General features: G+C 71.4%; 20 protein-coding genes. 10 read left to right on the top strand and 10 right to left on the bottom strand.

What is annotated here, in order from left to right:
• From ASG45_RS06665 to ASG45_RS06650, 4 genes are read left to right on the top strand one after another with little or no spacing between them, the layout of a single operon-like run.
• Window positions 1-1197, top strand: coding sequence for a glycosyltransferase family 4 protein (locus ASG45_RS06665; RefSeq protein ID WP_055834502.1), 1197 nt, complete (start codon window positions 1-3; stop codon window positions 1195-1197).
• The gene (locus ASG45_RS06660; RefSeq protein ID WP_082516491.1) at window positions 1194-2390 is read left to right on the top strand and encodes a glycosyltransferase family 2 protein; all 1197 of its coding nucleotides are present in this window, start codon (window positions 1194-1196) and stop codon (window positions 2388-2390) included. Before ASG45_RS06665 ends, ASG45_RS06660 begins: the two co-directional genes overlap by 4 nt.
• Entirely contained in the window at window positions 2390-3517 is a 1128-nt protein-coding gene (locus ASG45_RS06655; protein ID WP_055834499.1) for a glycosyltransferase family 4 protein, read from the top strand. Before ASG45_RS06660 ends, ASG45_RS06655 begins: the two co-directional genes overlap by 1 nt.
• On the top strand, window positions 3514-4746 hold the full coding sequence (locus ASG45_RS06650) for a lipopolysaccharide biosynthesis protein (RefSeq protein ID WP_055834496.1): 1233 nt from the start codon (window positions 3514-3516) through the stop codon (window positions 4744-4746). Before ASG45_RS06655 ends, ASG45_RS06650 begins: the two co-directional genes overlap by 4 nt.
• Window positions 4747-4782: 36 nt before the next feature.
• Here the strand turns inward: ASG45_RS06650 and ASG45_RS06645 are convergent, their stop codons facing one another.
• Window positions 4783-5790: a glycosyltransferase gene (locus tag ASG45_RS06645; RefSeq protein WP_055834493.1), complete on the bottom strand. Its 1008-nt coding sequence runs from the start codon at window positions 5788-5790 to the stop codon at window positions 4783-4785.
• A gap of 129 nt (window positions 5791-5919) precedes the next feature.
• Here ASG45_RS06645 and ASG45_RS06640 point away from each other — a divergent pair, with 129 nt between their 5' ends.
• Together ASG45_RS06640 and ASG45_RS06635 are read left to right on the top strand one after the other, a co-directional pair.
• Window positions 5920-6882 carry a glycosyltransferase family 2 protein gene (locus ASG45_RS06640; RefSeq protein ID WP_055834491.1) on the top strand — a complete coding sequence of 321 codons (963 nt, stop codon included), beginning with the start codon at window positions 5920-5922 and terminating at the stop codon, window positions 6880-6882.
• Between the two features lie 42 nt (window positions 6883-6924).
• Window positions 6925-9213, top strand: a complete 2289-nt coding sequence (locus tag ASG45_RS06635) for a glycosyltransferase (protein WP_055834488.1) — start codon at window positions 6925-6927, stop codon at window positions 9211-9213.
• A 25-nt stretch (window positions 9214-9238) separates the two neighbouring features.
• Here the strand turns inward: ASG45_RS06635 and ASG45_RS06630 are convergent, their stop codons facing one another.
• From ASG45_RS06630 to rfbA, 5 genes are all read right to left on the bottom strand, one after another.
• On the bottom strand, window positions 9239-10447 hold the full coding sequence (locus tag ASG45_RS06630; RefSeq protein WP_055835915.1) for an ABC transporter ATP-binding protein: 1209 nt from the start codon (window positions 10445-10447) through the stop codon (window positions 9239-9241).
• A 5-nt stretch (window positions 10448-10452) separates the two neighbouring features.
• On the bottom strand, window positions 10453-11373 hold the full coding sequence (locus ASG45_RS06625; RefSeq protein ID WP_055834485.1) for an ABC transporter permease: 921 nt from the start codon (window positions 11371-11373) through the stop codon (window positions 10453-10455).
• Window positions 11374-11415: 42 nt separating this feature from the next.
• Window positions 11416-13347: a rhamnan synthesis F family protein gene (locus ASG45_RS06620; RefSeq protein ID WP_055834482.1), complete on the bottom strand. Its 1932-nt coding sequence runs from the start codon at window positions 13345-13347 to the stop codon at window positions 11416-11418.
• A complete protein-coding gene (locus ASG45_RS06615; RefSeq protein WP_162242840.1) occupies window positions 13344-15221 on the bottom strand; it encodes a rhamnan synthesis F family protein in 1878 nt (625 codons plus the stop codon). The genes ASG45_RS06620 and ASG45_RS06615 overlap by 4 nt, the downstream gene beginning before the upstream one ends.
• Before the next feature lie 70 nt (window positions 15222-15291).
• Window positions 15292-16167 carry a glucose-1-phosphate thymidylyltransferase RfbA gene (rfbA, locus tag ASG45_RS06610; protein WP_055834474.1) on the bottom strand — a complete coding sequence of 292 codons (876 nt, stop codon included), beginning with the start codon at window positions 16165-16167 and terminating at the stop codon, window positions 15292-15294.
• An 82-nt stretch (window positions 16168-16249) separates the two neighbouring features.
• Between rfbA and rfbB the strand changes: the two genes are divergently transcribed.
• Genes rfbB through ASG45_RS06595 form a run of 3 tightly spaced genes read left to right on the top strand, consistent with a single transcriptional unit; the run spans window position 16250 to window position 19130 of the window.
• Window positions 16250-17248 (top strand): dTDP-glucose 4,6-dehydratase, encoded by a 999-nt coding sequence (gene rfbB / locus ASG45_RS06605; protein ID WP_055834471.1) that lies wholly within the window; start codon window positions 16250-16252, stop codon window positions 17246-17248.
• Window positions 17249-17253: 5 nt separating this feature from the next.
• Window positions 17254-18675, top strand: coding sequence for a sugar nucleotide-binding protein (locus ASG45_RS06600; RefSeq protein ID WP_055835912.1), 1422 nt, complete (start codon window positions 17254-17256; stop codon window positions 18673-18675).
• Window positions 18672-19130, top strand: coding sequence for a GtrA family protein (locus ASG45_RS06595; protein WP_055834468.1), 459 nt, complete (start codon window positions 18672-18674; stop codon window positions 19128-19130). Before ASG45_RS06600 ends, ASG45_RS06595 begins: the two co-directional genes overlap by 4 nt.
• Before the next feature lie 24 nt (window positions 19131-19154).
• Here the strand turns inward: ASG45_RS06595 and ASG45_RS06590 are convergent, their stop codons facing one another.
• Window positions 19155-19568, bottom strand: coding sequence for a DUF2304 domain-containing protein (locus ASG45_RS06590; protein WP_055834466.1), 414 nt, complete (start codon window positions 19566-19568; stop codon window positions 19155-19157).
• Entirely contained in the window at window positions 19565-20302 is a 738-nt protein-coding gene (locus ASG45_RS06585; protein ID WP_055834463.1) for a glycosyltransferase family 2 protein, read from the bottom strand. Before ASG45_RS06585 ends, ASG45_RS06590 begins: the two co-directional genes overlap by 4 nt.
• Window positions 20303-20432: 130 nt before the next feature.
• On the opposite strand from ASG45_RS06585, the gene ASG45_RS06580 reads away from it, so the two are divergent.
• Window positions 20433-21953: a DUF2142 domain-containing protein gene (locus tag ASG45_RS06580; RefSeq protein ID WP_162242839.1), complete on the top strand. Its 1521-nt coding sequence runs from the start codon at window positions 20433-20435 to the stop codon at window positions 21951-21953.
• Between the two features lie 138 nt (window positions 21954-22091).
• On the opposite strand, the gene ASG45_RS06575 is transcribed toward ASG45_RS06580, so the two are convergent.
• Together ASG45_RS06575 and ASG45_RS06570 are read right to left on the bottom strand one after the other, a co-directional pair.
• A complete protein-coding gene (locus ASG45_RS06575; protein WP_235561580.1) occupies window positions 22092-24809 on the bottom strand; it encodes a hypothetical protein in 2718 nt (905 codons plus the stop codon).
• Window positions 24806-25336 carry a hypothetical protein gene (locus ASG45_RS06570; RefSeq protein ID WP_055834456.1) on the bottom strand — a complete coding sequence of 177 codons (531 nt, stop codon included), beginning with the start codon at window positions 25334-25336 and terminating at the stop codon, window positions 24806-24808. Before ASG45_RS06570 ends, ASG45_RS06575 begins: the two co-directional genes overlap by 4 nt.
• Window positions 25337-25348 lie beyond the last annotated feature (12 nt).

The following is a 25348-nucleotide window of genomic DNA, read 5'->3' as shown; positions in this document are numbered from 1 at the left end:
GTGTCCCGTTCCTCGACGGTCGCCGTCGCCTACGACTGCCTCTTCCCGTACTCCACGGGCGGGGGCGAGCGGCAGTACCGCGCCTTCGCCGACGAGCTGGGGCGGCGGGGCCTCGAGGTCGACTACCTCACCGCCGTGCAGTGGGAGGGCGCGACCCCCGTCGAGGAGCGCTTCCGCATCCGTCCCGTCACCGGCCGCCTGTCGCTGTACTCCGCCGACGGCGTGCGCCGCATCCCGGCGGCCCTGCGCTACGCCGCCGCACTCTTCCGCGCCCTCGTGCGTCGACGCCGGCGCTACGCCGCCGTCATCGTGAGCGGGCTGCCGATCTTCAACGTCTTCGCCGCGCGCCTGGCGCTGCTCGGCTCCGGCACGCGCCTGGTGGTCGACTACCTCGAGGTGTGGCACCGCCGCCAGTGGGTCGAGTACTCCGGCGCCGTCACCGGCACGATCGCGTGGGTGCTGCAGCGCGCGGCGATCGCGATCACGCCCCTCGCGACCTGTCACTCGCAGCTCAGCGCCACGCGCCTCCGGCGCGAAGGGCTCCGCCGCCCGCCCGTGGTGAGCCCGGGCCTCATCGACGGCGCCGTCGACGTGGCGGCCCCCTCCCCCGCGACCACGCCGCCCTACGTGCTGTACGTCGGTCGTCACATCCCCGACAAGCGCGTCGAGGCCCTGCCCGCCGCCGTCGCCGCCGCCCGCGCGGGAATCCCCGACCTGCGCCTGGTCGTGCTGGGCACCGGACCCAGCTCCGACGCCGTCCGCGCCGAGGTGCGCCGCGTCGGGGGCGACGAGTGGACCGACTTCCCCGGCTTCGTCTCGGATGCCGAGCTCGACACGCTCCTGCACGGCGCCCTGTGCCTGGCGAACCCGTCGCGTCGCGAGGGGTACGGGCTCGTCGTCGTCGAGGCCAACGCCCACGGCACGCCCGTCGTGCTCGTGGCCGACGAGGGAAACGCCGCCACCGAACTCATCGACGACGGCGTCAACGGCGTCGTCGCCCCCTCCACCCGACCCGACGACCTCGCCCGGGCGATCCGGGCCGTCGCCGACGGGGGTGACGACCTGCGCCGCACCTCGCGCGCCTGGTACGACACCGCCGTGGGCACCCGCACCATCCGCCGCACCGTGGAAGGGATCCTCTCGGCACTGCCGCTGCCGACCCCCGCCGCGGTGAAGACGAAAGAAGACACCCCGTGACCACTCCCGACTCGACGGACGTCGAGCTGACGATCCTCATGCCGTGCCTCAACGAGGCCGAGACGCTGGAGGTCTGCATTCGCAAGGCGCAGGGCTTCCTCGCCCGCAGCGGCATCCGGGGCGAGGTGCTGATCTCCGACAACGGCAGCACCGACGGCTCGCAGGCCCTCGCCGAGCGCCTGGGCGCCCGCGTCTCGCACGCGCCGCGGCGCGGCTACGGTGCGGCCCTCATCAACGGCATCGAGACCGCGCGCGGGCAGTACGTCATCATGGCCGACGCCGACGACAGCTACGACTTCGAGAACCTCGAGCCGTTCGTCGAGCGCCTGCGCGCCGGAGCCGACCTGGTGATGGGCAACCGGTTCCTCGGCGGCATCGCCCCGGGCGCCATGCCGCCGCTGCACAAGTACCTCGGCAACCCGGTCCTGTCGTTCATCGGGCAGCTGTTCTTCCGACCGGGCATCCGCGACTTCCACTGCGGCCTGCGCGGCTTCAACCGCGCGCGCATCCGCGAGCTCGATTTGCAGACCACGGGGATGGAGTTCGCCTCCGAGATGGTGGTGCGCGCGTCGCTCGCGCGATACCGCATCGAAGAGGTGCCCACCACGCTGAAGAAGGACGGGCGTTCGCGTCCTCCCCACCTGCGCAGCTGGCACGACGGCTGGCGCCACCTGCGCTTCCTGCTGCTGTTCGCCCCGCGCTGGCTCTTCGTCTACCCGGGCCTGGTGGCGTTCTTCCTGGGGGCCATCACCGTCGGCGTGCTGTCGTTCGGCGGCATCGAGATCGCCGGGGTCGGGTTCGACGTGACGACCATGGTCTACGCGAGCGCGCTGTGCGTGACGGGGTTCCAATCCCTGCTGTTCTTCTGGCTGACCAAGCTCTACGCCACGCAAGAGGGCTTCCTCCCCACCAGTGAGCGGTATCGGCGGATCGTGGCGAGGTGGTCCGCCGAGCGCGGCCTCCTCATCGGCGTCGGCCTGTTCCTGCTCGGCATCGTGATCGCCATCGTGCAGGTCTCGCTGTGGGGCAGCCTCGACTTCGGCACGCAGAACGCCGCCCAGGCGGTGCGCATCGCCGTGCCCAGCGCCCTGACGATCGTCCTGGGCTTCCAGACGGTGATGATGAGCTTCTTCTCGGGCGTGCTCACCACGCCCCGGCGCGAGCAGCGCCCCGAAGCCGTCATCGAGAGCTGATGGCCGACCGACGCATCCTCGTCGATCTGCTCGGCTTCACCGGGTCGCGCGGAGGCACCGAGACGTACGTGCGCGAGCTTCTGCCGCGCCTGGCGGAGCGCCTGCCGCACGTGCGCTTCGCCGCCCTGACGGGCCGCGCCGGCGCCGAGCGCGTGTCGTCGTTCTTCCCGGGGCACGTGCAGACGGTGCCGTGGGTGGGCGCCGACCCCGCCACGTGGGCGCTGGGCGCCGTCGCCGTCACCGGCCCCGTCGCCCGTCGCGGTCGCGCCGACCTCGTGTGGGCGCCGGCGAATTTCGGGCCGGTGTTCCGCGGCGTCCCGCGCGTGGTGACCGTGCACGACGCCATCTACGACGAAGTGCCGGGCGGCCTGGCCCAGCGGGCGCAGCGCGCGGTGACCTCCACGCTCATGCGCCGGTCGGCCCGCACCGCCGACCGCGTCCTCACGGTCTCGCACGCGGCGGCGGCCAGCATCTCGGCGCATCTCGACGTCGACGCCACGCGCATCCGCGTCGTGCACAACGGCAGCACCGCACCGCGTCCGGTCGCCGATCCCGCCGGCATCCTGGCTCCGCTCGGCCTGCCCGCTGACCGGCCGATCGTGCTGAGCGTGGGCAACCGCATGCCCCACAAGAACTTCCCCGGTCTGCTCGCCGCCTGCGCCACCATCGACCCGGCCGTGCGCCCCGTCGTGGTCGTCGCGGGCAGCCGCCTGCCCGACCCGCTCGCCGAAGACGTGCGGCGACTCGGCCTCGAGAGCGACGTGGTGCTGCCCGGGTGGGTGAGCGACGACCAGCTCGAGGCGCTGTTCCAGGTCGCCGACCTGTACGCGTGCCCCTCGCTGGTCGAGGGCTTCGGGCTGCCGGTGGTCGATGCGCTGCGGCGCGGCGTCGCCGTGCTCGCCCACGACGTGCCCGTGCTGCGCGAGGTCGGCGGCGACGCCGCCCGGTACGCCGATGCGACGGATGCCGCCGCCTTCGGCGCCGCGATCACCTCCGCGCTGGCGGCGCCGCCGGATGCCGCCACGCGGGCCGACGCACAGCGCTGGGCGTCGCGCTTCACGTGGGACGACGCGGCCGACGCCACGGCCGAGGTGCTGGATCGCACGCGCGGGGAGCGACGACGGTGAAGGTCCTGCTCGCGCGCCTGATCGGCTTCGGCACCGCCCCGATGATCGTCGCGGTCGTGCCGCTGCTGGTGCTGCCGATCGCGGCGCGCATCCAGGGCGCCGAGGGATGGGCGGCGATCGGAACGGGTCAGGCGCTCGGCAGCCTGTTGGCGATGATCTCGAGCTACGGCTGGAACGTCGCCGGTGGCGCCCGGATCGCGATGGCCGAGCACGACGAGGCGCGTCGCGACGTCTACGCGCACAGCTTCTGGTCGCGTCTGGCCGTCTTCGCCGTCGTCGGCGGCGTGACGGCCGCGATCGCCGCGGCCCTCGTCGGCGGGGCGTTCGGCGGGGTGGCCGCTCTCGTGGTGCTCGCGACGGGGCTCACCGGCCTGACGATGTCGTGGTACGCCGTCGGCACCGGCCGGGCGCGGATGGTGTTGTGGTTCGAGGCGATCCCCATGGCCGTGTTCACGGCCGCGAGCGCCGCGATCATGCAGCTCACCGGTCAGCTGGTGGCGTATCCGCTCATGATGATCGCGGGCGTACTCGTCGGTCTCGCCGCGCTGCACGTGCACATGTACGGCCGCGTCGTCCCCCCGTTCCACGTCGGCGGCATCGGGCGCAGCTTCCGCGAGAACCTGCCCCTCGCCAGCGCCGACGGCCTCGGCGGCAGCTACACCACCGCGCCGGTGCCGATCGCGCAGGGGGTCGTGGGCACGCAGGCCGCGGCCGAGCTCACCTCGGCCGACAAGCTGTACCGGGTCGGCCTCACGGCCATCCTCATCGTGGGCAACACCCTGCAGAAATGGGTGCTCGAAGCCTCGTGGGAGGCCGGCCGCACCCGCCGCCACCTCGTCGCGCTCGCGCTGCACCTCGTGGTCGGCGTGATCGGCCTGCTGGTGCTCGTGCTGCTCGGACCCTGGCTCACGGCGGCGTTCCTCGGTGAGGCGGTGGCCCCTCCGGCATCCATGTTCCCCGCCTACGGCGTGACGTACCTGATCATCTCGCTGACGACGCCGCTCATCCGCAACGTCCTGGTGCCCGCGGGCCGCAACCGCGTCGTGCTGCTGGCGATCGTCGCTTCGGCGAGCGTCGGCCTTCCGGCCATGTTCGTGCTCGGCGCGACCCTCGGCGCGACCGCGATCGTCTGGGGTCTGGCCGTGTCGGAGGTCGTGGTGCTCACGGTCGTCGGCATCGCCGCGACCCGCGAGATCCGCGCGCAGCGCAGGCTCCTCACCCGCGGCTGAGGGCACGGCCCGGGCAGACGCACCGACCGCGGCGGCTCAGCGCGCTGCGTTCCCGCGCCGACCGCCCGTGACGCTCCAGAGCGCCGCCCCGAGCAGATGAACGACGGCGGTGCGCGGGGTCGCCTCCGAGCGACGGACGGCCCCGAGAACGGCGCGCACCGTCGCCCCGGCCCGCCGGCGGCGGCCGAAGGCGGCGGCGAGCGCGCGCGCGACGGGGGTGTCGACCCGAGCGCGCAGAGCGTCGGTCATGGCTTCGGCCCAGCCGGCGTTGACGACGTAGAGCGAGCGGGCGAGGGCGCGCGGGCCTCCGCCCTCGGCAGCGAGCGCCGCGCGGCGCCGTCTCAGCGTCTCGCGCCAGCCGAGGCGCGCGGCATCGGCCTCGCCGAGCACGTTGGCGGTGTGCTGCACGTAGTCCTGCACGACCCGGTCGACCACGCGGGTGCCGTCGGTCGCGGCGGCGCACACGGCCAGCCAGTGATCGTGCACCTGCGCGGGTCCGGGGAGGGCGGGGAAGGGCAGGGCCACGTCGAGCAGCGAGCGGCGCAGAACGCACAAAGCGCCCGAGAACTGGTTCTCCAGCACCAGCGAGGCCGCGTCCACCTCGCGCCGCGCCGTGGATGCCGTGACCACCACGCCCTCCGGATACGTCACCACCCGCGCCTGCCCGCTGACGAGCGCCGCGCCCTGCAGCGCCGGCACGAGGGTGGCGAGCTTGTCCGGCATCCAGACGTCGTCCTGGTCGCTCAGGGCGACCCACGCGGCGTCGGCGGGCACGGCGGCCAGTCCGCGTTCGAAGTTGCGGTAGAAGCCGACGCGCTCCTCGAACCCGATGACCTCGAACCTGTCGTCGTCGCCGACGGCGTCGACCAGCTGCGCGCGCACCGCGTCGGAGCCGCCGTCGGCGACCACGAGGCAGCGGAACGCGCCGAGCGTCTGCGCCTGGAGCGAGCGCAGCTGTCGGGCGAACAACTCCGCCGGGGGCCGGTACGCCGCCAGCACGATGTACCCCTCGGTCGGGGCGGCGGCGGGGTCGGTGGGGGTCATGGGCGGGTGCGCCGGGGAGGCGGTCCCATCGTACCGACCCGGGTCGACCACGGGTGCGGTCGTACACTGGGGGCTCATCCCCCGTGCTGCCCTCCGGGTGCCGGTGTCCGAACGAAAGGCCGGTCGCGCATGAGTGCCGATCCCGAGATCGACATCGTGATCCCCGTGTACGGGGGCTGGGACTTCGTGCGCACGTGCGTGCGCGCGGCGCTGGACCAGAGCGTCGCGGCACGCGTCATCGTCGTCGACGACCGCTCGCCCGACGACACCGCCGACCGCATCGAGAAGGCCTTCCCCGAGGTCACGCTGCTGCGCAACGAGGTCAACCTCGGCTTCGCCCGCACGTGCAACGTGGGCATGGAGGCGGGAGACGCGCGGCTGGTCATGCTCGTCAACAGCGACGTCGTGCTCGAGCCCGGTGCGGTCGCTGCGGCGATCACCGCGCTGCCCGACGACTCGGCATCCCGCATCGGCAGCGCCGCGACCCTGCTGCTCGCCCCCGACGGCTCCGTCGACTCGTACGGCATCGTCGCCGACGTCACCGGCGCCGGCTTCGTGCGCTTCCACGGCGCGCCCCTCGCGGCGGTGCACGCGAGCGTCCCGCCCGTGCTCGGTCCGTACGGCGCGGTCGCGGTCTACCGCCGCGCCGCGCTCGACGAGGTGGGCACGTTCGACACGAACATCTTCATGTACGGCGAGGAGCTCGACCTGGCCTTCCGCCTGCGCGCGGCGCGCTGGGGCTGCGTCGCGATCACCGAGCCGGTGGGCACGCACCTCGGCGGGGCGAGCGCGGGCACCGAGTCGGAGCGCCAGCGCCGGTTGTCGGGGTTCGCCCGCGGCTACCTGCTGCGCAAGTACGGCGTGCTGCGTTCGCGGTGGGGACTGCGTGCCGTCGCCGTCGAAGCGGTGGTGTCGGTCGCGCGCCTCGTGCTGCGGCGCGACCTGGTGTCGCTGCGCGGCCGCATCGAGGGATGGCGCCGCGGTGCGCGGGCGCCCCGACTCCCCCTGCCGCTCGACGCCGTCGACGCGACGATCGATCTGCGCACCTCGCTGCGCATGCGCGGCGACGGCTACTGGGCCGGGCGCGCCTGACCCCGTCGGCCGCATCGCCGGTCGCTCCGTAAAATCGGACGCATGCTGTCCGCTCTCCGCTCGCGCGTGCGCGCCGCGCGCGACCTCGCTCCCCTGCGCCCCCTGGTCGCGCGCCTCGACCGCGTCTGGTGGGCGCGCGTCATCCGGCGGGCGGGCATCGTCGACCTCGACTACGTCCGCGCGCAGACGGGTTCGCCGCTCTCCGAGGCCGCCGCCGTGCGCCGCTACGTGAACGGCGGATACCGCGACGGCCTGCGCCTGTCTCCGCTGTTCGTCGACACCGCGGTCGGCGACCACCTCCCCGAGGCGTGGCGCGTTCCCGCGCTGTACGCCTATCTCGTCGCCGACCCGCGAGGTCTGCAGGTGAGCCCCCTGTGGGATGCCGTCGCGTACGGCACCCGTCATCCCGACGCGTGGGACGCCCCGGGAGGACCGGTCGGACACGCCTGGCGCCGGCGCGAGGCTCACTCCCTGCCCTACGGCCCCGCGGCGGAACCCGCCGTCGCGACGTGGTCCGAGCTGTCGCGCACGATCATCGCGGCGGCGTCGCGCGCGCGCGTCGGCGGAGAGGTCGCCGCGACGGCGGGTCGCACTCCCCTGTCCCGCGAGCTGCTGCTCGCCCTCGGCCCCGAGGAGTGGGATTTCGACGAGTCGATCGCCGAGGCCGTGCGCTTCGCCGACGTCGACGGTCAGGGAGTGGCGATCGCCGTGCTCGACGACCGCCCCGAGGACTGGACGCTCGCCTCGATCATGGCCGCGTCGCACCCGCGCGTCCGTATCAGTCGGCGGAGGCATGACGACGCCGCGCGCGCCCTCGACGAACTCGTGCAGACCTCGACCGCCGAGGTGCTGGTGCTGCGCGGCCCCAACGAGACGCTGACCGCCGCCGACGCGGTCGTCCTGACAGCGCGCGTCGCCGCGGAGCCGTCGGGAACGGCCGTCGCCCCGGTCTGGCGCGACGGCGACGGCACGATCGCCGCGGTCGGAGCGACCTCCGAGGGGCGGTTCCTGGCCGGGCACCCCGTCGAGGATCTCACCGCCCTCTCCCCCGCGACGATGCTCGAGGTCCCGGCCCTGGCGGGCCTCACCGTCGCCGTCCGTCGCGCCGACATCGACACCGCGCTGCGGGGCTCGGATGCCGCGGGACGCCTCGGCACGCGCGCGCTCGTCGCCCTCGACATCGAGACGCGCACGCGCTCGCGCGTCGCCGACCCCACCGCGCAGACCCCGGATGCCGGTTCCCGCACTCCCGGATCCGCCGGCCGCGACGCGGCGTCTGCCGAGGCGCCGCGGCCCCTCGCCGGTGCCGACGACCTCCTCCGCCGCGCGGGGTGGGAGCGCACGCTCTCCGGTCCGCTCCCCCGGGTGCGGCGCCCCGGGCGCACGATCGAGCTCGCCGACGGCACTGAGGTCCCCGTGCTGCGCTGGGCGCTGCGGACCGCGACGCCGGTCGGCGTCCGGGCCGAGGGATGGGGCGACACGCACTTCGCCCGCGCCCTGGCCGGGGCGCTCCGCCGGCTGGGGCAGGAGGTCGTGATCGACTCCTACGCCGCTCGCACGCGCTCCACGCGGCACCTCGACGACGTCACGGTCGCCCTGCGGGGCCCCGAGCCCCTCGAGGCCTCCCCCTTCGGCGTCTCCCTGCTGTGGGTCATCAGCCACCCCGACGAGATCACCGCGACGGACGTCGCGGGCTTCGACCGGGTCTTCGCGGCCTCCGCCCCCTGGGCCGCCGCCACCGGCGCCGAGCTCGGCGTCGCCATCACGCCCCTGCTGCAGTGCACCGATGCGACGCGCTTCCGCCCCGAGGGGCGCGAGCGCGGCGGCGACATCCTCTTCGTGGGCACGGCGCGTGGCATCCTGCGCCCCTCGATCGTCGAGCCCATCCGCGCCGGCATCCCCGTCACCGTCATCGGTCCCGATTGGCGCGGCTGGATCCCGGCCTCGCACATCCGCGCCACCGGCGTCTCGAACGACGACCTGCCGGGACTGTACGAGAGCGCCGGCGTGGTGCTGAACGACCACTGGCCCGCCATGCAGCAGCGGGGGTTCATCGGCAACCGCCTCTTCGACGTGGTCGCCGCGGGCGGCCGGGCCATCAGCGACCGGGTCGAGGGGATCGAGGAGCTGTTCGGCGGCGCCGTCGCCACCTACGACGAGGTGCCCGAGCTCATCCGCATGCTCTCGGGAAACCTGGATGCCGTCTTCCCCGACGCCGAGGCGCTGGCCGCGGCCGGCGCGCGCGTGCGCGCCGAGCACTCGTTCGACGCCCGGGCGCGCACCCTGCTCGACGCCGCCGTGCGCGCCTCGGAGGCGCAGCCGCGACGCTGACCCGCGGGTGCGGGTCGGCGGGAGCTCAGCGGAAGCGCACCTCGGCGGGGACCGACCCCAGCGAGTCCGACCGGCCGTGCACCGTGAACTCCGCGCCCTGCATGAGGGCGTGCGAGGTCGACTCGCTGATGCCGTGCAGGTTCGCGTTGACCCAGTAGCTGCCCGGGTTGAAGCGGGCGCTGTCGACGTCGATCTCGACGGTCGTCGTCTCGCCCTCGTGCAGCGGCGGCAGCGAGGTGCCCAGCATGCTGGTGTTCGACGCCAGGGCCAGCAGACCCGACGAGGTGTCGATGCTGAAGCCGAGCGCCCACTCGTCGAGCGTGCGCAGGCCGCGCACGGTCACACCGACACGGAAGGAATCGCCCGTCTGGAAGTCGTTGGACCGGGTGCCGTCGGCCGCGCGCACGTCGACCGCGACGATCTCCGCCGCCCGCAGCACCTGCTCGGGGCGCGCGGACACCTTGCCGGACCCCTCTTCGAGCAGCTCGCGGAAGCGCTCCACGGCGGCTTCGGCGAGACCGTCGAACGCGACCCGGCCCTTGTCCATGAGGATCACCCGATCGCACAGCTCCTCGATCTGGTCGAGGGCGTGCGACACGATGATGATCGTGCGTCCCTGGCGCTGGAACTCCTTGATCTTGTCCAGGCACTTGCGCTGGAACTGCTCGTCACCCACGGCGAGCACCTCGTCGACGAGCAGGATGTCGGGGTCGGTGTGCACGGCGATCGCGAACGCGAGGCGCACGAACATCCCCGACGAGTAGAACTTGACCTGGGTGTCGATGAAGTCGCCGACGCCCGAGAAGTCGAGGATGTCGTCGAAGCTCGCCCGGGTCTCTTCCCGGCTGAGCCCGAGCACCGAGGCGTTCAGGTAGACGTTCTCGCGACCGGTGAGGTCGGGGTGGAACCCGGCGCCCAGCTCGATCAGAGCCGCCACGCGTCCGCGCTGCTTCACGTCGCCGGAGGTCGGCTGGATGATCCCGCCGATGACCTTCAGCAGCGTGCTCTTGCCCGAGCCGTTGTGCCCGATCAGACCGATGGTGTTACCCGCGCGGATGTCGAGGCTCACGTCGCTGAGCGCCCAGAAGTCCTGGCGGTGGCGACGGCCGGCGCGGCCGAGCGTGACGAGGCGCTCCTTGATGGAGGTGTCCTTGCGCACGACGAACCGCTTCGACACGTCGGTGAGCACGACGACCTCGGGGCGCGCCAGGGCGGGGGTCACGTCAAACGACATATCGATCACAGTTCCTGGGCGAAGTTGCCCTGAAGGCGCACGAAGACACGGTGGCTGAGCACGAGCAGAACGAGACCGATGAGAAGTGCGATGGCCATGCGCAGCACGAGGTGGGCGGGCTGGTCCAGACCGTCTCCGCCGAGCCAGAACGCCCGTTGGAATCCGAGCACGGCGAGGGTCAGCGGGTTGTTCGTGTAGATCTCCAGCAGCGTCGGGCTCGTGATGATCTGACTCGCGAGATGCCAGGCGTACAGCACCGGCGAGAGCCACATGAGGAGCATCGTCACGACCTCGACCAGGTACTGCACGTCGCGGAGGTAGACGTTCACCGCCGAGAAGAAGAGCGAGAAGGCCAGACCGTAGACGAGTATGAGCAGCAGCGAGGGGACCGCGTAGACGATCTGCCAGTGCAGAGGCGGCTTGCCGGCGATCAGCGTCGCGACCAGCAGCACGCCGAGCTGGATGAGGAAGTTGAACAGGGCCGACCCGGTCGCCGCGAGCGGGAAGATCTCGCGCGGCATGTACACCTTCTTCACGACACCGCCGTTGGCGATGATCGATCCGGTGCCGCCCACGGCGATCTCCTGGAACAGGCTCATCGCCGTCAGGCCGGTGAAGATGAAGATGGCGAAGTCCGGGATGCCGCGCGCCGCGCCCAAGAACTGGCCCAGCACGACGAAGTAGATGCCCAGCAGGATGAGGGGGCGGATGAGCGCCCACACGAATCCGAGCGCGGAATCCTTGTAGCGCGCCTTGATGTCGCGCTTGACGAGGAGGTCGAGCATCTCGCGGCGCGCGAAGATGTCGCGCAGCGTCGTCCAGAGCGATGCGAACCCCAAGCCGGGGGTGACGCCGACGGAGCGCATCGGCATCTCCGCGAGGCGTGCGAAGCGCGCGTTATCCGCGGAGGATGAGGAACTGGACATGGGGACCGATTCTACTGGTGGGTTTCTGCACGGGGTCTGAACTCACCGACGACGCAGTCGCTGCCGGGCGCGCCAGAGGCCACCGCGGACACGCTCGGTGGAGGTGAATGCCCGATCGATGCGGTCGGCGGCCGAGGGACGGTGCAGCCGGACCCACATGTCGACGAAGTCACGGAATCGTCCCCACCCGATGTAGCCCGCGCGTCGGAGGAACTGCACCTGGTGCTGCGTGTCCTCGGGCATCGTGGCCGACATGTGGTCGAGGTTGTAGTCGAAGGCGGTATAGCTCTTCGAGAGGTACTCGGGGGTGGCGATGGTCATCGAGTGGTACCCGAGCTCGCCGGCCGCGTAGACCGGCATCCGCTCGAGGATGTGCGCGAGTCCCCCGTCGACGTAGGCCTCGGCGCCGCCGAACTCGTCGTAGGTCCACTCCCGCTCCAGAAGCAGGCGCAACGCCTGCGGGCGTGCGAAGAACATCGACCCGAAGGGCGCGAGGGGCGAGACCTCGTCGAGCGGAACCCGGATGCCGAGTTCAGCGCACAACTCGGCCACTCCGGGCCGGTTCGCCCACCATCCGTGCCCCATGGTCGGGTGTCCGAGGTGCACGGTGGGCGGGAACGCGAGTCCGAGCCCCGGCTGCTGCTGGAAGAGCGACACGATGGTCGCTGCCTCGTGGGGGCCGCCGAGCAGGTTCTCGAACTGGTGGCGACGGAAGTGACGCCCCATGTTCGCGCCGTCCTGCGGCGTCTTCTTCGAGTGGATCTTGACCACCAGGTCGTACCGGTCCGACAGCAGCACGTCGCGGCATCCGATGAGGAACGCCGCCTGGTCGCGGCCGTTGTTCGACGCGACCACCCGCACCTCGACGCGCCCGGGGAACCCCCGCGCGGCGATGATGCGCTCGATCTCGTCGGCGCGCTCGCGCTCGGGCGTCGTCACGATGAGGTCGACGTCGCCGGGCAGGTAACCCGCGCGATCGAGGATCTCGTCGGTCATCTCGACGTAGAAGATGTGCGCGAACACGGCCGTGCGCATCGGCTTCGACGGGTCGTAGCCGTCGTCGGTGGGCGAGAGCACGCGCAGGAGCGCGGCGTCGGCGTTCAGCACGCGCGGCTCGACGTTGCGCGCGAGGTCGTCGAAGATGAGCTCGACCGGGTAGCCGTTGCGCTCCACGGCCTCGAGGGTCCACTTGCCGACCACCGCGACGCGGTCGAGGAAGACCGGCCACTGGAAGAACGGCCGTCGCTTCAGCGTCGGGCACCCGGCGTCGATGAGCTGCTCGGCGTAGAGCACCGCGTGGTTCTCGATCTTGTCGGTCAGCGTCGGGAACGCGACCTCGCCCGAGAAACCCTGCTGGGTGAAGTGCTGGGTGAAGATGCCCTCGTGCTTGGTGACCGCGTCGGAGTACGTCGTCATCGCCGGGAGGTCGCGCCAGTAAGCGTCCCACTCGGGAGAGGTGAACATGTTCCGACGCACGGCCACCCAGTACGACTGCAGGTGGTACGGCAGGTAGTCCTCGTCCTGCGTGAACGGGTGCGGTTCCACCCGCAGGTGGTCCGTCATGCCCCAGAAGTGCAGGGGGTGCGCGTTCATGCGCTCGAAGATCGGGCCGAACGGCCGGATGGGACCGAACCAGGTGTCGTTGACGAGCAGCAGCTCGTCGAACGACGCCACCCGCTCCCCGACGGCGTCCAGACCGTGCTTGTAGCCCCAGATGTCGTAGCCCTCGTTGGGACGCTCGAGCACCAGATCGCCGACCGTCTCGAGTCGCGCGCGGCCCTGGTCGGTCAGCGGACCGTTCGAGACCACCACGATCTCGTCGCAGAACGCGCGCATGTGCTCGAGGGCGTACAGCACGAAGTCGCCCACCTCGCCGCGACGGTCGAAGACGACGTAGATGAGCAGCCGCTTGCCATCGGGCGGGAACGTGTCGGCCGGACGCGTCCAGTCTCCGATCAGCTCTGCGGTCTTCACGACGACACCTCTCGCTCCTTCTCGCCCCGTTCGCTGCGCAGACGCGAGGCGACACGGCGACCCGCCGACAGCACACGGTGGGCCCGCAGCGCCACGCGGTACGCGGGACGGAAGGCGTCCGCCACCCGCGGATGATTCGTGCGCACGTACATGCGCACCAGGGCGACGGTCCCGCCGTATCCGGTGTAGCCGGCCCGATGCAGGAACCCGATCTGCTCGACCGGCCACCCGCGGGTGGTCGAGAACATCTGGTCGACCTTGTACTCGAGCGCGGTGTAGCCGATCTCGGCGTGCGCGTAGTTCAGCACGGTGCGGCAGTAGTACCCGGCCTGCCCGGCCGCGGCGCTCACCAGGCGCTCCTGAAGGTGGGCGAGGTGACCGAAGCGCCGCTCGCCCTTCCAGCCGTAGTCGGCGAAGGTCCACCGGCGCTGCGTCAGCACGCGGAAGGCCGCGGGACGCCCGACCCACATGCCCCCGTACGGCGCCAGCGGCGAGACGGCGTCGAGCGGCACGCGGATGCCGAGGCGCTTGCTCAGCCGTTCGGCGTGGGGTTCGAGCAGAGCCCACCCGCGCCCCATCGTCGCGTAGCCGACGTGGATCATCGGGGGGAAGACGACGCCGAGACGCTCTTCCTTCTCGAACAGCGACAACAGGTTGCGCACGTAGCCGGGGCTGCTGAGCAGGTTGTCGAACTGGTACCGGCGGAAGTACCGCAGCCGATTCATCGTCTTCCAGGGCGCGCGGCGCATGTGCAGCTTCACGACCAGGTCGTACTGGTCGGACTGGATGACGTCGCGGCATCCGACGAAGTAGTCCGCCATGTCGCGGCCGGGGCTCTGGGGGGTCACGCGCAGCTCGTAGGTGTGCGCGTTGGTCGTCGCCCACGCTTCGAGCAGGCGCTCCAGGCGGGCCGCCGTGACGCCCTCGGTCGTCGTGATGAACACGGAGGCGCCCGACGGGAGGAACTGCAGGCGGCGCAGGACCTCGTCGATCTCGTCGACGTCGCTCACGTGCACGACCGCGGCGATCGACAACGACGATCCCGCCTCGGGCTCGACCGCTTCGTCGGACAGCACCGAGAGCAGCCCCAGCGTGGTGTTCAGCGCCTTCGGAGCCACGCACGTCGCGAGGCTCGAGCGCAGCACGTCGAGCGGGTACCCGCGCTCGCCCATCATCGCGGCGATCTCGCTGCCGATGATCGCGAAGCGATCGAGGAACGGCGGGTAGCTGGTGAACACCGCGCGGTCGACGAAGGGCACGTCGACGTCGAGCAGGTCCTCGGGGGCGAACAGCCCGGGGTCGTGCGCGTGGAAGCGGGTGGTGTCGAAGGCCCGCTCGTGGGCGAAGCCCGCCGCGGTCATCTCCGCGACGAGCGAGCGCTCCCGCTCACCGGCGGCCGACGTCGGCCCCCACCACCGGTGCCACGCGGCGCTCTCGAACAGCGCGCGGCGGACCACGGTGAAGAACCAGGGCCGATCGACGACGGCGGGGAACCCCTCGCCCGGGAAGGCCTCGCGCGGCGGAGCCGCCGGCAGAACGTCCCAGACGTCGGCGGCGCTGTCGGCCATGCGCGCGAACAACGGAGCCAGGTCGGCCACGGGACCGAACCACGAGTCCCCGGTGAGCACGATCTCGTCGATCGCAGGCCACCGGCGGCGCAGACGCTCCATCGCGGGGGCGTACGCCTCCGAGTCGAACTCCTCGCCGTCGGTCTCGATGACGTCGTCGATCAGATCGTCGAGGCGGGCGCGGACCTCGGATGCCAGGGGCCCGGGGTGCACGAGGACGACCGCGGTCGACACGCGGCGCAACGCCTCGAGGGCGAGCACGCTGGTCTCTTCGATCCGGCCTGCCGCGCGCACGGCGTAGATCACGGCGCGCCCCGCGGAACCCGGACGCGCGGAAGCGGACGTCTCCTCGGTCAGAGGTGTCGTCCGCTCCGGCTCAGCGCTCGGCGCCATGTTCGAGAGCGCTGAGCAGATAGCGGCCGTAGCCGCTCTTCACCAGCGGCTCGGCGCGCTCGCGCAGCTCGTCGTCGGACAGGAAGCCCATGCGCCACGCCACCTCTTCGGGGCAGCCGATCGACAGCCCCTGACGCTTCTCGACCGTGCGGATGAATTCCGTCGCCTCGCTGAGCGAGTCGAAGGTGCCGGTGTCGAGCCACGCGGTGCCGCGCGGGAGCAGCTCGACGCTCAGGCGCCCCTGCTCGAGGTAGGTGCGGTTGACGTCGGTGATCTCGAGCTCGCCGCGCGGCGACGGCGTGAGGGCACGGGCGATCTCGATCACGTCGTTGTCGTAGAAGTACAGACCCGGGACCGCGTAGTTGCTCTTGGGGTGCTCGGGCTTCTCTTCGAGCGAGACGACGCGCCCCTCGGCGTCGAACTCGACGACGCCGTAGGCCGTGGGGTCGGCCACGCGATACCCGAAGACGACACCGCCGTCGAGGTCGCTGTACTGGCGCAGGCGCGTTCCCATGCCCTGGCCGTAGAAGATGTTGTCGCCGAGCACGAGGGCGACCGAGTCGGAGCCGATGTGCTCCTCGCCCAGGATGAAGGCCTGCGCGAGACCGTCCGGCGAGGGCTGCACCCGATAGGTGAGCGAGATCCCGAAGCGCGAACCGTCGCCCAGCAGCCGCTGGAACTGCTCGGAGTCCTGCGGCGTCGTGATGATGAGGATGTCGCGGATCCCGGCCAGGATGAGGGTCGACAGGGGGTAGTAGATCATCGGCTTGTCGTAGACCGGTACGAGCTGCTTCGAGATGCCCTGAGTGATGGGGTGCAGTCGGGAGCCCGTGCCGCCCGCCAGAATGATTCCGCGCATGAGGTCCAGTTTCCCCCATCCGGAGGCGCCTGCCAATCCGGGTGCCCCGCGATCGGCCCGGGCGCCCCGGTAACCTGTCGGTATGAGTCGTCTTCTCGTGACCGGTGGCGCCGGTTTCATCGGTTCCAACTTCGTGCACCACGTCATCGCGCACACCGACCACACGGTGACCGTGCTCGACAAGCTCACCTACGCGGGCAACCGCGCCTCTCTCGAGGGGCTGCCCGCCGACCGCGTGCGCCTGGTCGTGGGCGACATCGCCGACGCCGCCGTGGTCGACCCGCTCGTCGCCGAGGCCGACGCCGTGGTGCACTACGCCGCGGAGTCGCACAACGACAACTCGCTGCACGACCCGCGCCCCTTCCTCGACACCAACATCATCGGCACCTACACGCTGCTCGAGGCGGCGCGTCGTCACGACGTGCGCTTCCACCACATCTCGACCGACGAGGTGTACGGCGACCTCGAGCTCGACGACCCCGCGCGCTTCACCGAGAACACGCCGTACAACCCGTCGTCGCCGTACTCCTCGACGAAGGCCGGTTCCGACCTGCTCGTGCGCGCCTGGGTGCGCTCGTTCGGCGTGCGCGCGACCATCAGCAACTGCTCGAACAACTACGGCCCGTACCAGCACGTCGAGAAGTTCATCCCCCGTCAGATCACCAACGTGCTCCGCGGAATTCGCCCGAAGCTGTACGGCACGGGCGAGAACGTGCGCGACTGGATCCACGCCGACGACCACTCGTCCGCCGTGCTGACGATCCTCGACAAGGGCGAGCTCGGCGAGACGTACCTCATCGGCGCCGACGGCGAGAAGGACAACAAGAGCGTCGTCGAACTGATCCTGCAGCTCGCGGGCCAGCCCACCGACGCCTACGACCTCGTCACCGACCGGCCCGGACACGACCTGCGCTACGCGATCGACTCGACCAAGCTTCGCACCGAGCTCGGCTGGAAGCCCACCTACGGCGACTTCGAGTCGGGGCTCGCCGCCACGGTCGACTGGTACCGCGACAACGAAGCCTGGTGGGCGCCCACCAAGGACGGCGTCGAAGCCTTCTACGCCAGCAAGGGACAGTGACCACGGTGTCCATCGAGTTCGGCAAGTCCCTGTCGGTGCGCGAGACCCCCATCCCGGGGCTCGTCGTGCTCGATCTGCCGGTCCACGGCGACGCCCGCGGCTGGTTCAAAGAGAACTGGCAGCGCGAGAAGATGACGGCCGCCGGGATCGAGCTGCCGGACTTCGGCCCGGTGCAGAACAACATCTCGTTCAACGATGCCGTCGGCACGACCCGTGGCATCCACGCCGAGCCGTGGGACAAGTATGTCTCGGTCGCCACCGGCCGGATCTTCGGCGCCTGGGTCGATCTGCGCGAGGGCGACAGCTTCGGCGCCGTGTTCACCACCGAGCTCGACCCGTCGACGGCGATCTTCGTGCCGCGCGGCGTCGGCAACTCGTACCAGACGCTCGAACCCGACACCGCGTACACGTACCTCGTCAACGACCACTGGTCGCCCGACGCCACGTACACCTTCCTCAACCTCGCCGACGAGACCGCGGCGATCGCGTGGCCCATCCCCCTCGACGAGGTCGAGATCAGCGCCAAGGACATCCGGCACCCGCGCCTCGCCGACGTGGTGCCCATGCCCCCGCAGAAGATCCTCGTGACCGGGGCGAACGGTCAGCTCGGACTCGCTCTGCGCGCGGAGTTCGGCGACCACCCGTGGATCGAGTACGCCTCGCGCGCCGAGCTCGACCTCACCTCGCCCGAGCTCGACACCGCGCGCCGCTGGCGCGACTACGGCACGATCATCAACGCGGCCGCGTACACCAAGGTCGACGTGGCCGAGACGCCGGAGGGGCGCACCGAGGCGTGGGCCGCGAACGTCACCGCGGTGGCCGCGCTCGCCCGGATCGCCACCGCCAACGACATCACCCTCGTGCACGTCTCGAGCGACTACGTCTTCGACGGGACGAAGGAAGGCGCCTACGCGACCGACGACGTCGTCTCACCGCTCGGCGTCTACGGCCAGACGAAGGCCGCGGGCGACGCCCTCGTGTCGGCGGTCCCCCGCCACTACATCCTGCGCACCAGCTGGGTGATCGGCGAGGGCAACAACTTCGTGCGCACCATGGCCTCCCTCGCCGAACGCGGTATCGATCCGCGCGTGGTCGACGACCAGGTGGGACGCCTGACGTTCACCGTCGACATCGCCGCCGCGATCCGCGCCCTGCTCGACACGCGCGCCCCCGCCGGCGTCTACAACGTCACGGGCCAGGGCGAACCGACCACCTGGTTCGACATCGCCCGCCGGGTGTTCGAGCTGACCGGTCACGACCCCGCGCGCGTCAGCGGTGTGAGCACCGACGAGTACTTCGCCGGCGCTCAGGGGCCGGTGGCGCCCCGTCCGCTGAACAGCGTGCTCGACGCGCGAGCGACCGAGGCCGCCGGTGTCCCGCTCGGCGACGCCGGCGTGCGACTGCGCGAGTACCTCGAACGCCCGTGAGCGACCGCGGGCGCCGGGGACCGGTCCACTCCGGTCCCCTCGCCCGCGCCGTGCGCCGCGTCTGGTCGCACAGCGCGGTGCGTTACCTCGTCGTGGGAGGAGGGGCGTTCCTCATCGACGTGGGCCTGCTGGCGCTGCTGCACGACGTGTTCGGGGTGGCCCTGGTCATCGCGACCCCCACGGCCTTCCTGCTCAGCTTCGCCGTCACCTTCGTACTGCAGCGGACCTTCACCTTCTCGTCCGACGCCGGCATGGCATCCAGCGCCCTGAAATACACCTCGCTCGTCGCCTTCAACACCGTCGCCACGACCGGCATCGTCGCGGGCATCGCGGCCCTGGGCTTGCCCTGGGTGGTCGGCAAGATCGTGGCGGTGGGCTCGACCACCGTCTGGAACTACTTCGCCTACCGGTACTGGATCTTTCCGGCGCGCCCGTCGGAGTCGCCCACGCCGTGAGTCGCGGCTGGCCCGCGCACCGCGTCAGGGGCGGTCGGGACCCTCGGTGGACGGCTGAGCGGGGCCCGGAACGGACCCGGCGCCCTCGAGCGCGTCGAGGCGCCGTGTCAGGGCCTCGATGTCGGCCCGGTTGATCGCGGCATCTTCGGCGAGCACACGGATCTCTTCTTCGGCCTGCGACAGCTCCCACGACAGGTGCAGCGCCACGCCCACCAACAGAACGATCGAGATCGCGAAGATCAGATTGGCGGGAACCTCCACGCCCAGAAGGTGGGTGAGCTGAACCAGGAGCCCCGGGAAGATCGAGATCACCAGCAGGGCCAAACCGATCAGCAGCCACAGCGTGGCGTACTTCTCGCGGAGCTGTCTACGCAGCAGCAGGACGACGATGATCGTCAGCACCACGACGGCGAACGCGATTCCCGCGATGACGATCATGCGCTCACTCCGGTCTTGGTGGCGGAACCCCGCATCATCGCGAGCGACAGGGCGAACACCGATCGCAGCAGGTACACGGCGGCGCCGAACGGGTTCTGGCTCGGTCGCCCCGCGGCACGCGGACGCATCGCCACGGGCACCTGCACGACGGTGAGACCGGCGTGCAGCGCGTTGACGAGGGAGTCCACCGTGTCGCCGAGGTACTCGGCCGGGTAGTAGACGACGTACTGGTCGATCGCGCGGACGTTGGCGGCGCGGAAGCCGCTCGTGACGTCGGTGAGGCGCGTGCCGGCGATGCGCGAGAGCACCGTTGCGAGCATGCGCATGGCCCACCAGCGCGGTCCTCGGGCGGCGTAGTCGCCGACGTCGGCGAACCGCGCCCCGATCGAGATGTCGGCGGACTCGAGACCGTCGAGCACCGCGGCGATGTCGCGCGGGTTGTGCTGGCCGTCGGCGTCGACCTGGATGGCCCGCGTGTACCCGTGGCGCTGCGCGTAGCGGAAGCCGGCACGCATGGCTCCGCCCACACCGAGGTTGAAGGGCAGCGAGAGGATCGTCGCCCCCGCCTCGCGGGCTCGCTGCGCCGTGTCGTCGTGGGACCCGTCGTCGACGACGAGGATGTCCCACCCCTCGGGCTGAGCGCGGATCTCCCGCACGGTGGGACCGACGCTCTCGCCCTCGTTCCAGGCGGGAACGATGACCAGAGTGCTCGATCGTGCCGCAGACATCGGCATCATCGTACCAGCGGGTCCGCCGTCGCCTGACGGACGCCGAGGGGGTGTGGAGGAGACGGCTTGTAAGATCGCACCGGCCGTCGCCGCCTTCACCATGCCGGTGAACGTCGGCCCCAGAGAGATCCACCCGATGCCTTCGTTCCCCCTCCGTCTGTCACTCCCCCGGCACCGTGTGCCCCACATCGCGGTCATCTTCGTCGCCCTGCTGGCGATGCTGCTGTCCGGCGCGGTCTTCCTGCCGATCGCCTCGGGGGCCGATGAGGCGGCGCACTACGTGTACGCCGCAGCCGTCGTGCGGGGACAGGCGGGAATGCTCGAGCCCACCCTGCCGGCGCGGTTCGCGAACATGGATCTGCTCGCCGGCTGCATCGCCTTCCAGCCCGACGTGACCGCGGCCTGCCAGGGCCCGCTGCGCATCACCTCGACCGCCGAGGTGCTGGCACAGACCAACGCCGGGCTCTACAACCCGGTCTTCTACCTCTGGACGGGCCTGGGCACCCTGCTCGTCCCCACCGAATACGGCCTGTACCTGGCCCGCGGTCTCGCGGCGCTCGTCACGGCCCTCTTCCTCGCGTGGGGGCTGTCGCTGCTCGGACGCACCGCGCGCACCCCTCTGCCGTTGCTCGCGGCCTCGCTGCTGCTCACCCCGATGACGCTCTACGTCGGCATGGTGCTGAACCCCAGCGCCTGGGAGATCGCCACGCTCTTCGCCGCCACGGTCGCCGGCTTCGCCGTGGCCTGCGGTCCGAGAACCACCCGCTGGCGCGAGGAGCACACCCTTCTGCTCGCCGCTTCGTGCGTGCTCGTGGTCTCGCGCGGACTCTCGCCGCTGTTCCTCGCCGTCACCGCCGTGGCTCTGCTGCTGTTGGCCGGGGTGGCTCGCACACGCCGACTGCTGACCGATCGACGGGCCTGGATCGTGGCGGGCGGCATCGCCGTGGTCACCGGGTTCAGCGTCGCGTGGGTCGTCCTGCACGGAACGAACTACGTGGGCGTGCAGAAACCGGCGACCCTCGGCGACGGGCTCGCGGGGATCTCGGTGTTCTACTCGAACTACCACGAGCAGGTCACCCAGATGTACGGCAACCTCGGCTGGCTCGATCTGCGCAGCCCGAACATCCTGTCCACGTCGTGGATCCTGCTGCTCGGCGGTGTCGTCGTGCTCTGCTTCGGTCTCGCCTCCCGGCGGGCGCGGTGGGCGATCCTGCTCGCCTTCGCCTCGGCGACCCTCATCCCGGGCGTCCTGTCGGGCCTGCAGTGGTCGGGATACGGCTGGCAGGGGCGTTACACGATGCCGCTGGTCGCCGCCCTGCTGGTCATCGCGGCCCTCGCCGTCGATTCCGGGCCCGACCGCGTTCCGTTCGACGCGGGCGTGAACCGGCTCGTGGCGATGCTGCGGTGGCTGCTCCCCGCGTTCCTCGTGCTCGGGGTGACCGTCACGACCGTCCGCACGGCCCACCGCTACCTCGCCGGTGAGACCGCGGACTTCCTCGCCGCGTGGCAGTGGTCGCCCCCGCTGGCCGTACCCCTGCTCGGCATCGCCTTCTTCGGCGGGCTGGCCGTGCTCACCCGCGCGCTCATCGTCCGCGGCGCCGACGAGAGCGAGCACGTGTCCGCACTCCCCGACGCGGTGAGCGGCACTCGAGGCTGACGCTCGACCCCGCGGGGTCGGCGATACGCCGACGAGGCGATGCCGGACACACGCCGACCGAGCCGGCGAAACGCTGAACGGGCTCGTCGATCGCAGCGACGATCGACGGGCCCGTTCAGCGGTTCGGCTCGCCCTGCCTCAGCGGACCGTGACCGAGGTGCATCCCAGCGACACGGGGGTGCCGCCCTTGTCGTCGACGACGCTCGCGCACACCCGCCGATTGCCCTTCGAGGCCGTCAGCCGCTGTTCGAAACCGTGCGCCGAGCCGGCGGCCGGGAAGGCCGCCCCCACGTCGGGCCGGTTCTTGTCTGCCCGGACCTCGCGCGTCGTGCCGTCGATGGCGACCCGCACGGTCACGGGACCCTTCACGTCGGGGTCGAACGCCCAGCCCCGCACCGACACCGTGCCGGTCCCTCCGCTGGCCGCATCGAGACGGCCCACCGGGGCACCGGCCATGCCGGTCACGGTGCGGCAGCCCAGCAGGGGGTTGGCACCGGCGGTGTTGATCGCGTAGATGCACACGCGCGAGGTGCCGACCGGGATCGGCACGTTCGTCTGATACCCGTGCGCCGAACCGTAGGGCGGATACGCCGCGCCCACGTCGGGCCGGCTCCGGTCGGCGGTGAGCGCCGTGGCGGAACCCCCGACGTACACGTGGACGGCGATGGGACGCGCGGTGTCGGGATCGATCGCCCACCCGCGTACCGTGGCGGTCGTGCCCGAGACGCTCACCTCGTCGACGCTGCCGATCGGGGTGCGCCCCTCGTCGCGCGTGGTGATCGAACGGCATCCGAGGTCGGTGTCGGGCCCACTCGTGTTGACGGCGGTGACGCAGATCTTCGAGGGGCCGATGGGGATGTCCACCGCGCGCGAGAACCCGTGGGCCGCTCCGTACACGGGATAGGCGCCGGCCACGTCGGGGCGGTTGGCCTGGGCGGTGAGGCGGGTCACCTTGCCGTCGACCGAGATGCGCACCGCGATGGGACGCACGGTGTCGGGGTCGAGTGCCCAGCCGGTCACGGTGGCGCTGCGCCCCGAGACCGAGACCGACTCGAAGTTCCCGATGGGCGCGCGCCCCTGATCGGCCGCGGTGACGTCGCGGCATCCGAGGGTGGTGTTGGCGCCCGAGGTGTTGATGGCGTAGACGCAGACAGTGCTCTTGCCGGGCACCAGGTCGACGACCTCGGAGAAGCCGTGGGCGTTGCCGTACGCGGGGTAGGCCCCACCGACGTCGCGACGGGAGTCGTCGGCGGTGATGGCCCGACCGGCTCCGGCGACGTAGATGTGCACCGGGATGGACTTCTTGGTGTCGGGGTCGATCGCCCAGCCCGACACGCGGGCCGACGTGCCCGCCACGTCGACGGCGTCGAGGCTGCCGATCGGCGCGCGACCGATGTCGCGCGAGGCGGGCGTCATGATGCTGCGACAGCCGAGGGTCGTGTTGTCGCCGCGACCCGTGTTGATCCCGTACAGACAGATCTGCTTCGCGTCGAGCGGGACCTTCAGCGTCGCGCTGTAGCCGTGCTTCGTGCCGTGCACGGGGTAGTGCGTGGCGAGGTCGGTGCGCGAGCCGGAGGCGCGGAGCGCCGTCCCGACTCCGTCGACGTACGCGTGCACGTCGATCGACGAGGCCGTGTCGGGGTCGATGGCCCATCCCGAGACCGTGACCGAGCCCGACGAGACCTTGACCGCGTCGACCGCGCCCACCGGTGACCCGGTGTAGAACGGCATGTCGCGGCATCCGAGGGTCACGTTCGACCCGCGGGCGGTGTTGATGGCGTAGACGCACACCTGCCCACTGCCCCCCTGGGTCACGGGGATGCGCGAATCGAAGCCGTGCCTACTGCCGCTGCCGGGATAGGCCGAGCCCACATCGGGTCGGTCGCCGTCGGCGGTGAGCGCGGTGGCGTCGCCCGCGAGGTACGCGTGCACCTGGATCGGGTCGGAGGTGTCGGGATCGATCGCCCACCCCCGCACACGGATGCCGCCGGGGTACGCCTCGATGGCGTCGAGGTTGCCGAAGGGGCGGCCGCCGGCCTGCGTCGAGCCGAACCAGTCGGAGTAGGTACGCCAGAAGTTGCGGTTTCCGTAGGCCGAGCAGCCGTCGCCCTCGCCGTAGAGATTGTTCAACGCCGCCTGGTTGGGCACGTACGGGGTGTAGATGTAGAGCCCCGCGGTGGCCTGGTTCTCGATGAAGACCCGCTGCGTGCCGCAGCTCGCGCTGGGGTTGTAGAGGATGTTGTTCCAGCGGCCCGCCTGGTAGCCCCACCAGCTGGGGTTCATGCGGTACACCTCGAACTGCCGGGCGCCGTAGTAGACCTGGTAGAAGAAGCCCTGGGTCGACGCGTCGCACGGCGCGGTGTCGGGGCAGCCCTGGCCGGTGGCCGCGGAGTAGTTCCAGGCCGATGGGGCGGTCGAGGTGACCAGGCCCTGCTCCTTCTGCAGCAGGACGAGCAGCGCCTTCTGGCTGATCCCGCACGAGCGCGCGACCTTGTCGATGATGGTCGCGGCGCTCTCGTTGGCCGCGCCGGCGTACCCGTTGCAGTACTTGTCGGCGGGGCGGTCGTCGGTGTTCTGCCGGTAGTCCTTGAGGCAGGTGTAGCCCGACCGGCAGGTGGTGACCTTGCCGTTGAGGAAGCTCTGGATCTCGCCGGCACCCATCGCCGAGCCGTCGTAGAAGACCGCGTCGTCGATGATGTTGCCCGGGTTGAAGTCGCGGGCGTCGGCCGCGGCGGCCGACGCGACCGGGGCGATCGTCGCGGGGAGGGTGACGGGCACCGCGGCCAGCAGCGCGATGGCGCAGGCCCACGTGGCGATGACCGCCGCAACGCTGCGGCGGCGCGACCGCTGCCTCACGGCGCGAGCTCGATCGTGGCCGTCTCGGACTGCGCGCGCAGGTTCGACGAGGAGTAGCCGACGTGGAACGCGACGTCGGCGGAGGTCGTGTCGACGGCGATCGACATCACGCCGCAGTAGGTGACGTCTTTGCCCTCGTTGGCGGAGACCGATACGGACGCCTGCGTGTCGTCGAGCGTCAGCGTGCAGGTTCCCCCCGATTCCGACACCCCGGGGACCATCGCGGTGACCTCGAGGTTGCCGTCGCGCACCTCGGACGTGATGACGAGCACCTCACCGTTGTACGGGGCGTCGGCGGTGGCGCTCTCGGTGGGGGTCGGCTCGGGAGCCGCGGTCTCGGACGGCGACGCCGTCGGCGTCGGCGAGGCAGACGCCGTGGCCGACGCGGTCGGCGACGGGCTGGCCCCCGCCACCGGGGTGGCGCAGGCCGAAAGCGTCAGCACACCCGCCACGAGCAGGAGGCCGGGCAGCGCGACACGCGCGCGCCTCGAGCGAGACGGGCGGGCGGCGTCGAAAGCGTGCTTCACGCGTTCATTATG

Origin of the sequence: Microbacterium sp. Leaf436 (assembly GCF_001424715.1) — a bacterium.
GTDB lineage: Bacteria > Actinomycetota > Actinomycetes > Actinomycetales > Microbacteriaceae > Microbacterium.
Note: the sequence above shows the minus strand (reverse complement) of the source record. Positions and strands in the feature narration are given on the sequence as shown.

What these genes read in the sequence shown, in the direction of transcription:
- ASG45_RS06645 (WP_055834493.1), bottom strand. Translation starts at nt 5,790, where the DNA reads ATGACCCCCACCGACCCCGCCGCCGCCCCGACCGAGGGGTACATCGTG.
- ASG45_RS06640 (WP_055834491.1), top strand. Translation starts at nt 5,920, where the DNA reads ATGAGTGCCGATCCCGAGATCGACATCGTGATCCCCGTGTACGGGGGC.
- ASG45_RS06635 (WP_055834488.1), top strand. Translation starts at nt 6,925, where the DNA reads ATGCTGTCCGCTCTCCGCTCGCGCGTGCGCGCCGCGCGCGACCTCGCT.
- ASG45_RS06580 (WP_162242839.1), top strand. Translation starts at nt 20,433, where the DNA reads ATGCCTTCGTTCCCCCTCCGTCTGTCACTCCCCCGGCACCGTGTGCCC.
- ASG45_RS06625 (WP_055834485.1), bottom strand. Translation starts at nt 11,373, where the DNA reads ATGTCCAGTTCCTCATCCTCCGCGGATAACGCGCGCTTCGCACGCCTC.
- ASG45_RS06655 (WP_055834499.1), top strand. Translation starts at nt 2,390, where the DNA reads ATGGCCGACCGACGCATCCTCGTCGATCTGCTCGGCTTCACCGGGTCG.
- rfbA (WP_055834474.1), bottom strand. Translation starts at nt 16,167, where the DNA reads ATGCGCGGAATCATTCTGGCGGGCGGCACGGGCTCCCGACTGCACCCC.
- ASG45_RS06630 (WP_055835915.1), bottom strand. Translation starts at nt 10,447, where the DNA reads ATGTCGTTTGACGTGACCCCCGCCCTGGCGCGCCCCGAGGTCGTCGTG.
- ASG45_RS06585 (WP_055834463.1), bottom strand. Translation starts at nt 20,302, where the DNA reads ATGCCGATGTCTGCGGCACGATCGAGCACTCTGGTCATCGTTCCCGCC.
- rfbB (WP_055834471.1), top strand. Translation starts at nt 16,250, where the DNA reads ATGAGTCGTCTTCTCGTGACCGGTGGCGCCGGTTTCATCGGTTCCAAC.
- ASG45_RS06590 (WP_055834466.1), bottom strand. Translation starts at nt 19,568, where the DNA reads ATGATCGTCATCGCGGGAATCGCGTTCGCCGTCGTGGTGCTGACGATC.